General features: G+C 63.7%; 10 protein-coding genes. 5 read left to right on the plus strand and 5 right to left on the minus strand.

The features are described from left to right. Positions 1-3 precede the first annotated feature (3 nt). Positions 4-999: an alpha/beta hydrolase gene (locus AAV94_RS02615; protein ID WP_046740774.1), complete on the minus strand. Its 996-nt coding sequence runs from the start codon at positions 997-999 to the stop codon at positions 4-6. Positions 1,000-1,128: 129 nt separating this feature from the next. Here AAV94_RS02615 and AAV94_RS02620 point away from each other — a divergent pair, with 129 nt between their 5' ends. From AAV94_RS02620 to queC, 4 genes are all read left to right on the plus strand, one after another. After that, positions 1,129-2,295, plus strand: a complete 1,167-nt coding sequence (locus AAV94_RS02620; protein ID WP_046740846.1) for an iron-containing alcohol dehydrogenase — start codon at positions 1,129-1,131, stop codon at positions 2,293-2,295. A gap of 168 nt (positions 2,296-2,463) precedes the next feature. Continuing rightward, positions 2,464-3,660, plus strand: a complete 1,197-nt coding sequence (locus AAV94_RS02625) for an MFS transporter (RefSeq protein WP_046740775.1) — start codon at positions 2,464-2,466, stop codon at positions 3,658-3,660. Positions 3,661-3,745: 85 nt separating this feature from the next. Continuing rightward, positions 3,746-4,414 (plus strand): 7-cyano-7-deazaguanine/7-aminomethyl-7-deazaguanine transporter, encoded by a 669-nt coding sequence (locus tag AAV94_RS02630; protein WP_046740776.1) that lies wholly within the window; start codon positions 3,746-3,748, stop codon positions 4,412-4,414. Further along, complete coding sequence (queC, locus tag AAV94_RS02635) at positions 4,411-5,166, plus strand: 7-cyano-7-deazaguanine synthase QueC (RefSeq protein ID WP_046740777.1); 756 nt, start codon at positions 4,411-4,413, stop codon at positions 5,164-5,166. Before AAV94_RS02630 ends, queC begins: the two co-directional genes overlap by 4 nt. A 210-nt stretch (positions 5,167-5,376) precedes the next feature. Here queC and clpA read toward each other — a convergent pair whose 3' ends face one another. The 3 genes from clpA to dnaQ form a co-directional block, all read right to left on the minus strand. Then, complete coding sequence (clpA, locus tag AAV94_RS02640; protein WP_046740778.1) at positions 5,377-7,722, minus strand: ATP-dependent Clp protease ATP-binding subunit ClpA; 2,346 nt, start codon at positions 7,720-7,722, stop codon at positions 5,377-5,379. A gap of 160 nt (positions 7,723-7,882) precedes the next feature. Further along, positions 7,883-8,254 (minus strand): ATP-dependent Clp protease adapter ClpS, encoded by a 372-nt coding sequence (gene clpS, locus AAV94_RS02645; protein WP_084824695.1) that lies wholly within the window; start codon positions 8,252-8,254, stop codon positions 7,883-7,885. Between the two features lie 130 nt (positions 8,255-8,384). Further along, entirely contained in the window at positions 8,385-9,098 is a 714-nt protein-coding gene (gene dnaQ / locus AAV94_RS02650) for a DNA polymerase III subunit epsilon (protein WP_046740780.1), read from the minus strand. 192 nt (positions 9,099-9,290) lie between these two features. On the opposite strand from dnaQ, the gene coaBC reads away from it, so the two are divergent. Further along, on the plus strand, positions 9,291-10,601 hold the full coding sequence (gene coaBC / locus AAV94_RS02655; RefSeq protein WP_084824696.1) for a bifunctional phosphopantothenoylcysteine decarboxylase/phosphopantothenate--cysteine ligase CoaBC: 1,311 nt from the start codon (positions 9,291-9,293) through the stop codon (positions 10,599-10,601). A 48-nt stretch (positions 10,602-10,649) separates the two neighbouring features. On the opposite strand, the gene AAV94_RS02660 is transcribed toward coaBC, so the two are convergent. After that, positions 10,650-10,865, minus strand: a complete 216-nt coding sequence (locus AAV94_RS02660; protein ID WP_156167936.1) for an acyl carrier protein — start codon at positions 10,863-10,865, stop codon at positions 10,650-10,652. Between the last annotated feature and the right edge of the window lie 77 nt (positions 10,866-10,942).

Below are 10,942 nucleotides of genomic sequence, written 5' to 3' on the forward strand. Positions count from 1 at the left end.
TTTTTATGCGCCGCGCAGCGCCTGTCGCAGGAAATCGGCAATCGCATGGTGCGCCGCCAGCGCTTCGGGCAGAGCGCGGCCCATCTTGAGGAACTCGTGGCTGACGCCCCTGAACAGCTCCAGCGTCACTGGCACGCCCGCCATGCGCAGGCGGTCGGCATAGGCGATGCCTTCATCCACCAGCGGATCGCACTCGGCCAGCACCACCAGCGCGGGGGCTACGCCATCGAGCTCCGGTGCGAGCAGCGGCGCAAATCGCCAGTCCTCGCGGTGATGCCGGTCAATGTAATTGTCGAAGAACCAGGTAATCGTCGCTTCGTTCAGCACCGGCCCGCTCGCAAAGCGGCGGTGTGACGGGGTATCCTGATGCGCCGTCGTACCCGGATAAATCAGGCATTGCCCGGCAAGCGGCTGTCCGGCATCGCGCGCCTGCAAGGCCAGCACGGCCGCCAGTGTGCCTCCAGCGCTGTCGCCGGCGACCGCCAGCTGGTCGCCATTGAGTTGCCAGTCCGCGCCATGCCGACGCAGGAACGTGAAGGCATCCCAGACATCATGAACAGCCGTCGGGAAACGCTGCTCAGGCGCCAGCCGGTAGGCCAGTGAGACCACGGCCACCCCGGCCAGCAGGGCCATCCTGGCACACAGCACGTCATGCGTGTCGATGCCACCAATTGTGAAGCCGCCGCCGTGCAGGTAAAGAACGGCTGGCAACAAGGCATCCTGTTCCGTCGACGACAGCCGATCGGACAGCGCAGGCTTATAAATACGCACGGGAAGCTGCGCGCCATCACGCGCGGCGAGGGTGCCATCCACCCTGTGCACAGCCTGCGGCGGCAGATCGGCCTCAAGCACCTGCGCCCCCTGGCGGTAGATTTCACGCGCCCGCTGCACGCCCAGCGTGTGCAGCGGTGCAAGCGCCTTGCGGGCCATGCCGGCCACGACTTGTTGCATCGCGGGAGTGAGCATGGCCCACCAAGGCTGCTGAGTTGGATCGGTCATGGCACGATTGTCGCCCTGATGGCTGCAGCGCTGCAACGTGTGGAGAACACCGTCAACCGCTTGCGAGCAGGCGCACGCTCCCTTGTCCGCCGTATCGAAACACATCCATTCAACCGCAAGGAGACACGCATGGCCCTCATCCAGTACATCACGCGCATTCAGTTCGATGACGGCGCGCTGGCGCTGCTGGCCGAGGAATGCGCGCATGCCGGCATCACTAGGCCGCTGATCGTCACGGATGCAGGCGTGCGCGCCGCCGGCATCATCGATAGCGTGTGCGAACAGTTGCAGCCCCATATGCCCGTCCACGTATTCGATGCCACCCCCTCCAACCCCACCGAGGCAGCCGTGCGTGCCGCCACCGCGTTGTATCGGCAAAATCATTGTGATGGGCTCATTGCCGTCGGCGGCGGCTCGGCCATCGATTGCGCCAAGGGCGTGGCCATCGCCACCACGCATGCAGGGCCGCTGGCGCAGTACGCCACCATCGAAGGTGGCTCGCCACGCATTCGCGCCGATGTGGCGCCGCTGATTGCCGTACCTACTACCAGCGGCACCGGCAGCGAAGTCGCGCGCGGCGCGATTCTGATCGTCGACGACGGGCGCAAACTCGGATTTCACGCATGGCATCTGGTGCCACGCGCTGCCATTTGTGATCCGCAGCTGACCCTGGCGCTGCCCCCTCTGCTGACGGCCGCCACGGGTATGGACGCCATCGCCCACTGCATGGAAACCTTCATGGCAGCAGCCTTCAACCCACCGGCCGATGGCATCGCACTGGATGGACTCGAGCGCGGCTGGAGCCACATCGTCACGGCCACGCACGATGGCGGCAATCGCACTGCACGCCGGAATCTGATGGCTGCCAGCATGCAGGGCGCGCTGGCATTCCAGAAGGGATTAGGTTGTGTGCACTCGCTCAGTCACAGCCTGGGCGGACTCAATCCTCGACTGCACCACGGCACGCTGAATGCCCTGCTGTTGCCGGCGGTGCTGCGCTTCAATGCCAAGGCGGACAACATCGTGGCGGAGCACAGAATGCAGCGCATGGCCCGCGCCATGGCTCTGAGCGTGCCAATGCAGGCGGACGCTTCGACAGCGGCGGATGCGCTTTCCTGCGCCATCATCGAGCGTAACCGTGAACTGGGACTGCCCTCCGGCCTGGCAGCGTTAGGCGTGCGTCAGTCTGATTTCGACGCCATCATCACGCATGCCATGCGTGACCACTGCCACGCCACCAATCCGCGGCTGGCCAGTGCTGCTGACTACCGGGAGATGCTCCAAGCTTCCCTGTGATCGCGCCTTCACGCGCTGCACGGTACGACAGGCCGGGCGATAATTGACCTTTCCATCGTTTGAAGGCCGTGTGCTGCCAGCCGAAGCGGGGCGCGCTCGCTACGTTGACGCGTGTCAGCGCCATCGCGTCGCACTCGCAAGCATCCGGCGCTGCCGCCTGCCCTTTCCATGGCATCCACTCCTACAGTTGCCAGCGGCATCCGTCGTGGCACCTCCGCCTACTGGCGCGCATCGCTGGCACTGTTCTGCGCTGGCTATGCAACTTTTTCCTTGCTCTACTGCGTGCAGCCACTGCTGCCGGCGCTGGCGCGCGAGTTCCAGATCAGCGCTGCAACCAGCAGTCTGTCGCTTTCAGTCAGCACGCTTGCGCTCGCGTTTGGCCTGTTGCCTGCAGGGGCACTGGCCGAAGTCGTCAACCGTAAACGCATGATGACCATCGCGCTGGCGGTGGCCAGCGCGGCCGCGCTGCTTGGTGCATTTGCCTCGCACTGGACGCTGCTGGTGGCCACGCGGCTGGCCCTGGGGCTGGCGCTCAGCGGTCTGCCCGCGCTGGCAATGGCTTACGTCAGCGAAGAATTCGAGCGCTCCACGCTGGCTGCCGCCATGGGCCTGTACATCAGCGGCACCGTGCTCGGAGGCATGCTGGGCCGCACGGTAACAGGCTTTCTTGCGGACGGCCTGGGCTGGCGCTGGGCGCTCGGAGGCATGGGAGTTCTGGCGGTATTGGCGCTGGCGCTGTTTGTCTGGCTGCTGCCGCCAGCGCGCGCCTTCCAGGCCGAAGCGCCCCAACTGCGCCATTTAATGGCCAATTTCGCAGAGCATCTGCGCAATCCGCTGCTGCGCATCCTGTACGTGCTGGGCTTTCTGCTGATGGGCTGCTTTGTGGCGCTGTTCAACTACGTGGGGTTTCGATTGGAGGGCCCCCCATTCTTCCTGAGCGCCAGCCAGGCCGGCCTGCTGTTTCTCACCTATCTGGGCGGCGTCGCATCGGCGCGCATGGCAGCACCACTGCGCGGGCGCTTTGGCGAGCGTGCGGCACTGTCAGGCGCCGTCGCGACCATGTTGCTCGGCTTGCTCCTGTGTGCCGCCTCCAGCATCTGGGTGCTCACCGTCGGCGTTGGCGTGTTTGCCCTCGCATTCTTTGCCGCCCACTCGATGATCAGCGCGCAAGTTGGTGCCACCGCCAGCCATGCCAAGGCGCAGGCCTCCTCGTTGTACCTGAGCTGCTACTACCTGGGATCGAGCCTGATCGGTTCCGGCGCCGGACTGCTTTGGCAGCATGGCGGCTGGACGGGCCTGTTGATAGCACTGGGATTTCTGCTGCTTTGTGCGTTGACTATGGCACGCCATATCGTGCGGCACTGAGTGCCCGTTGCTACAATCTGCGGCTTTCGCGTCGCGCGAATCGCCGCATGGGTTCCCTCACCCCCATTCATCAAAAAGGTTTGTCATGCCATCCGCTCAGCTGCCACGCGCTCGCGTGCCGTTCTACCTTGCCGTTCTGGTGGGGTTTCACATCTTCATCATCATCGCCAGCAACTATCTGGTGCAGCTTCCCATCAACCTGCTGGGCTTTCACAGCACCTGGGGAGCGTTCAGCTTTCCGTTTATTTTCCTGGCCACGGATCTGACCGTTCGGCTGATCGGCAAGCCCGAGGCACGGCGAGTGATCGCACGCGTGATGCTGCCGGCGCTGGTGGCCTCCTACGTCGTCTCGGTGCTGTTTCACGAGGGGCGCTTCAACGGCCTTGCCTCCCTGACTGAGTTCAACGGCTTCGTGTTCCGCATCGCGCTGGCCAGCTTTGCCGCGTATGCGCTGGGCCAGTTGCTCGACATCCAGGTATTCGACCGCATCCGCCGCAGTGCAAGCGCCTGGTGGCTGGCGCCGGCTGCATCCTCCGTGGTGGGGCAAGCCATGGACACTGCCGCCTTCTTTGCCATCGCCTTTTGGCACAGCAGCGACCCCTTCATGGCAGCCAACTGGGTGGAGATTGCCGTGGTCGACTACGTCATCAAGCTGGTGGTCAGCCTGGTGCTCTTCGTGCCGGCCTACGGCGTGCTGCTGGCCGCCGTGGTGCGCATGCTGCAGCGTGAGCAGGCTGCAGCTGCCGCCGCATGAGTGCCACCGCCGATAGCGCGCAGCCCCAGCGCGCGCTGGTACTGCTCTCAGGCGGGCAGGATTCGGCCACGACATTGGCGTGGGCGCTGGCGCGTTTTGCGCACGTTGAAACCATCGGCTTTGACTACGGCCAGCGCCATCATGTTGAGCTGGCGTGCCGGCAGCGGTTGCGCGATGGCATGCGCGCCCTCTCGCCCGCCTGGAGCCAGACACTGGGTGAGGACCATCTGCTGCATGTGGATGTGCTCAAGCAGCTGGGCACTACCGCGATGACCGACGATGTTGCCATCACGCTGCAGGACGACGGACTGCCCAATACATTCGTGCCCGGACGCAACCTGCTGTTCTTCACGCTGGCGGCAGCGCTGGCATACCGGCGCGGGCTGACCGTACTGGTCGGAGGCATGTCGCAGACCGATTTCTCTGGTTATCCGGATTGCCGCGACAACACGCTCAAGGCCCTGCAGGTGGCCCTCTCCCTGGGGGTTGACCGCCCGCTGGTGCTTGCCACGCCACTGATGTGGCGCGACAAGGCTGCGACCTGGGAACTGGCGCACGCACTGGGCGGCAAGCCACTGGTGGAACTGATCCGCACCGAGTCCCACACCTGCTACCTGGGCTCGCGCGAGCACCTTCACGACTGGGGCTACGGCTGCGGAGCCTGCCCTGCCTGCGTGCTACGCGCGCAGGGCTTTGCGCGCTGGCGCACCCACTGCGCGCTGCAGGCCACCGAAACCGCTGGCAACGCATAAAGCACGTACAATACTAGACTTGTCTGCGCAGACAAGTCGAAGCTCACGTCGACGCGTCAGCCACCAGGACGAGAAAAACAAAGGTGGCTGTAGGCTATCGACCTACCGTAAAACGGTGACCGCGTAAGAGTCGCCGTCCAATTACAAGAAAGCCACCTCTTTGTCAGGTGGCTTTTTCATGCGCGCGCACGCCCTTGGCATGCATCGCGCTCAGTCGGCGGCGGCCTCTTCCTCTTCGGGGCGCGGCTTGGCCTCCTTCTTCAGCGAGGAGATCTCCAGATCGATCTCCTCCTTCTGGCCGCCCTTGCCATCGTCGACCTTCTTGATGCCGATAACCACGCGTCCGCCGTCGGCCAGCCGCCCGAAAAGCAGCTCGTCGGCCAGGGACTTGCGAATCGTGTCCTGAATCAGCCGCTGCATCGGGCGCGCGCCCATCAGCGGATCAAAGCCCTTCTTGGCCAGGAACTTGCGCAAGTCATCTGTGAAGGTGACTTCCACCTTCTTCTCGGCCAGCTGGCTTTCGAGCTGCAGCAGGAACTTGTCAACCACGCGCAGAATGATCTGCTCGTCCAGCGGCTTGAAGCTGACGATGGCGTCGAGCCGGTTGCGGAACTCGGGCGTGAACATGCGCTTGAGGTCGGCCATTTCATCGCCAGCCTGGCGCGCATTGGTAAAGCCGATGGTGGCCTTGTTCATGGTCTCGGCACCCGCATTCGTCGTCATGATGATGATGACGTTGCGGAAGTCGGCCTTGCGCCCGTTGTTGTCGGTCAGCGTGCCATGGTCCATCACCTGCAGCAGGATGTTGTAGATCGCCGGATGGGCCTTCTCGATTTCATCAAGCAGCAGCACCGCGTGCGGCTTCTTGGTGATGGCCTCGGTCAGCAGGCCGCCCTGGTCGAAGCCAACGTAGCCCGGCGGCGCACCGATCAAGCGACTGACTGCATGCGGCTCCATGTACTCCGACATGTCGAAGCGGATCAGCTCGATGCCCAAAATATAGGCGAGCTGGCGCGCAGCCTCGGTCTTACCCACTCCCGTGGGTCCCGAGAACAGGAAGGCGCCGATCGGCTTATCCGGCTTGCCCAGGCCCGAACGCGACATCTTGATCGCGCTAGCCAGCGCTTCGAGCGCCGCATCCTGCCCGAACACCACGCTCTTGAGGTCGCGCTCCAACGTCTTGAGCTTGCTGCGGTCGTCCTGCGACACCGCGGCTGGCGGAATCCGCGCGATCTTGGCCACGATGTCCTCGATGTCACCCTTGCTGATGGTTTTCTTGCGCTTGGAAGGCGCCAGAATGCGCTGGGCGGCACCGGCCTCGTCGATCACGTCAATGGCCTTGTCGGGCAGCTGACGGTCGTTGATGTAGCGCGCCGACAGCTCGGCTGCGGCCTGCAGGGCGGCGTTGGCGTACTTGACGCTGTGATGCTCCTCAAAGCGCGACTTGAGCCCCTTGAGAATATCCACGGTCTCGGCCACCGTCGGCTCGACCACGTCGATCTTCTGGAAGCGCCGCGACAGCGCCGCATCCTTCTCGAAAATGCCACGGTACTCGGTGAAGGTGGTCGCACCGATGCACTTGAGCTGACCGCTCGACAGCGCCGGCTTGAGCAGGTTGGATGCATCGAGCGTGCCGCCAGAGGCCGCACCGGCGCCGATCAGCGTGTGGATCTCATCGATGAACAGGATGGCGTCAGGCTTTTCGCGCAGATTCTTCAGCACGCCCTTGAGGCGCTGCTCGAAGTCGCCACGGTACTTGGTGCCAGCCAGCAACGCGCCCATGTCCAGCGAATAGACGGTCGCGTTCTCCAGCACCTCCGGCACGTCCTTTTGCGTGATGCGCCACGCCAGACCTTCGGCGATCGCGGTCTTGCCCACGCCAGCCTCACCGACCAGCAAGGGATTGTTCTTGCGCCGACGGCACAGCACCTGAATAGTGCGCTCGACCTCGTGCTGACGGCCGATGAGCGGATCGATCCGACCCTCGGCGGCAGCCTGGTTGAGGTTGATGGTGAACTGCTCCAGCGGGCTGGCCTTCTCGGCGCGCTCCTGACCTTGCGCCTGGCCTTCCTCCTGCTCCGCGGCCGCCTCGCCAGTGGCAGCCTTGTCAGCCCCTTCGCCCTTGCGGATGCCATGGGCAATGTAGTTCACGACATCCAGCCGCGTGATGCCCTGCTGGTGCAGGAAATACACGGCATGCGAATCCTTCTCGCCAAAGATGGCCACCAGCACGTTGGCACCAACGACTTCCTTCTTGCCATTGCCGGTGGACTGCACGTGCATGATGGCGCGCTGCACGACGCGCTGAAAGCCCAGCGTCGGCTGCGTGTCGACCTCGTCTTCACCGGCCACCTGGGGCATGTTGTCCTTGATGAACGTGGTCAGCGCCGCGCGCAGCTCGTCCATGTTGGCGTTGCAGGCACGCAGCACCTCGGACGCGCTGGGGTTGTCGAGCAATGCCAGCAGCAGGTGCTCGACCGTAATGAATTCATGGCGCTGCTGGCGCGCCTCCACGAAAGCCATGTGCAAGCTGACTTCCAGTTCTTGAGCAATCATTGATGAACTCCTTGTGCTTGCCAAAAATTTCAGTTGCAGTGCAATTGGGGGTGCATTAGAAATAATCAATAGAGCGCTGACAGTTCATGAATATGCTCAATGTGCTCAATGCATATTGCACAGCAACATGGAGCCATCGTGAACCATTTGACGCCCATCGTCAATCGGCCAGCGGTTCGGCCACACACTGCAGCGGGTGACCGGCCTCGGCCGCAGCGTCCATCACAAGCGCGACCTTGGTCTCTGCGATCTCGCGTGGATAGACGCCGCACACCCCGCGTCCTTCGAGATGAATCTTGAGCATGATCTGCGTGGCAGCATCGCGGTTCTTCCCAAAAAACTGCTGCAACACCGCAATCACGAATTCCATCGGCGTAAAGTCGTCGTTGAGCATCACCACCTGGCACATCGGTGGCGGCTTGGGCTTTTGCCGCTGGCGCTCGGCAACGACTGTTTCTTCCTCCTGCAGAGGCAGCACCTGCGGCGGCCCCGGAGGCCTGATCGGTGAACTGGACGCAAAAATGGCATGCATGCGGGCAATTCTAGGCTGAATCGGCCCTCAGGGCGAAGCCCTGCTGTCAGTCATGTAATTGCCGAACGCCAGCGCGATAGGCTATTCGCCCAAACGTTGCAGCGTAAAAAAGGAAAATCCCAACTGGCGCTCAAGCCTGCACGGTCCGCCACACGGTGTTGCCGCCGCTTTCCTTGTCGATGCCGGCCAGTACCTGTTCATGCGCGGCCAGCTCATCGGCAGACGCTGTGATGACCTTCAGTCGCAGGCCGTCCAGACAGACACTTGGCCCGGCACTGACGCTCTGCTCGTCGCTGCCATCAGTGCCCTCTTCCGCGATCAGCGCGTTCTGCCCACGCGTAAGCGCCAGGTACACCTGTGCAAGCAGCTCCGAGTCCAGCAGTGCGCCATGCAGCGTGCGGTTGGACTTGTCGATGCCAAAGCGGTCGCACAGCGCGTCCAGCGAATTGCGCTTGCCGGGAAACGCCTCGCGCGCCAGCAACAGGCTGTCGGTGATGCCCTGTACATGCGTGGCCAGCGCGCCGTACCCTGCCAGCCTCAGCTCGTTGTCCAGGAAGGCCACGTCGAACGGCGCATTGTGGATGATGATCTCCGCCCCCTTCAGAAAGGCCAGGATCTCCGCCACGGACTCCTGGAACGTCGGCTTGTCCGCCAGGAACTCGCGTGTGATGCCATGAACCTTCAGCGCATCCGGATGGCTGTCACGATCGACCTTGAAGTAGCAGTGCAGATGCCGGCCACTCAGCTGGCGGTTGACCAATTCCACGCAGCCAAGTTCGATGACGCGATCGCCCTCTGTGACCGACAGGCCGGTGGTTTCGGTATCCAGGATGATCTGACGCATGAGAACAGGCGCGTTGCGCAGGTTGAACGTTGCAAACCCTAAAGCCTAGCACGGCTGGCGCCAGTGTGTGCGCAGCCGTCCCCGATCTTTTCCGCTAGACTGGCCGCGCTGATTCTCCCCCCACCGCAGTGCCAAGGTCCTAGAGTGCGCTGCCCGGCGGGCCCTTGCGATTGCCGTGAACGCCAGTCCTGCATGACTCACCCCTCCTCGCCCCCTTACCCGATCACCTATCCCGCAGCCCTGTCCCATGACGAGGCCGCGGAGGCGCAACCCGACCCGGCGCTGCACGCCACGCAACTGGCAGGCAAGCACATCCTGCTGGGTCTGACCGGCGGCATTGCCTGCTACAAGTCGGCACAACTGTGCCGCCTGCTCGTCAGGGCTGGCGCGACGGTGCAGGTCGTCATGACCGAGGCGGCCTGCCAGTTCATCACGCCAATCACGATGCAGGCCCTCTCCGGCCGCCCCGTCTATCTGTCGCAATGGGACAGCCGTGCCGACAACAACATGCTGCACATCAACCTCAGCCGTGACGCCGATGCACTACTGCTGGCGCCCTGCAGTGCTGACTTTCTGGCGCGCCTGGCACAGGGCCGCTGTGACGAACTGCTCAGCCTGCTGTGCCTTGCCCGGCCGGCCGAACGGGTGCCGCTGCTGATCGCTCCGGCCATGAACCGCGAGATGTGGCTGCACCCGGCGACCCTGCGCAACATGCAGACTGTGCAGGGCGACGGCGCCATCGTGCTGGGCGTGGGAAATGGTCCACAGGCATGCGGCGAAACAGGCGATGGCCGCATGCTCGAGCCCTGGCAGATCATGCACGATATGACCAGATACTTCACGCCGCAGATCCTAGCCGGCAAGCGTGTGCTGATTACTGCGGGGCCCACGTTCGAGGCGATCGATCCGGTGCGCGGCATTACCAACCGCTCCAGCGGGAAGATGGGCTATGCCATTGCCCAAGCCGCGCAGCAAGCCGGCGCGGAAGTCACCTTGGTCAGCGGCCCGGTAGCCCTGCCGACGCCACGCGGCGTGCAGCGCGTGGACGTGCAATCGGCGCGCGACATGCTCGCTGCCGCGGAGGCGGCCGCCCAGCATGCCGATCTGTTCATTGCGACAGCGGCAGTGGCCGACTGGCGCCCGGCCAACGCGGCCGCGCAGAAGATCAAGAAACAGGCAAGCGCAACAACTCCGCAGCTGGAATTTGTGGAGAACCCGGACATTCTGGCCACCATCGCCGCCACGCCTCGCGCGCGCAGCGGCCAGCTCTACTGCGTGGGCTTTGCGGCAGAGAGCGACAATCTGGTGGAATATGCCAGCGCCAAGCGAAAACGCAAGGGCATTCCTCTACTGGTAGGCAACATTGGCCCCAACACCTTTGGCCGCGATGACAACGAGCTAACGCTGTTCGACGACCAGGGCCACAAACGCCTGCCACGCGCCAGCAAGGCAGAGCTGGCCCGTCAGCTATTGCGGGAAATCGTCCAGCGCCTGCCTGGATGACCCCTCGGACGGCGGCGGACACGCGGTGCACTGAAAAGACATAGCCGGTTACGCGGCGCTGCGTACCAGGCGCAGGTAGTCGCCCACGGTGCGGCATTGGCTGGCCAGCTGCGTGCCGATATTGATGTTGAGCACCATGCAGGTCTCGTCGTTGATGCGGCAGACCTGTCCCCAATCGCGCAGGGGCAGATCCACGTCCACATCCTCCGCATGCACTCCCAGCACCTCGGCGACGATTCGCAGGACTTGTTGGTCAACTTTCATGCGCACATTGTGCATCGGATCGAGATCACGCGACTGCGGCAGGCTGCAGTTGGTGCGGCGCGTGGCGCAGGCGGTTT

It is taken from the genome of Lampropedia cohaerens, assembly GCF_001005215.1.
In the GTDB taxonomy this organism is placed as follows: domain Bacteria; phylum Pseudomonadota; class Gammaproteobacteria; order Burkholderiales; family Burkholderiaceae_C; genus Lampropedia; species Lampropedia cohaerens.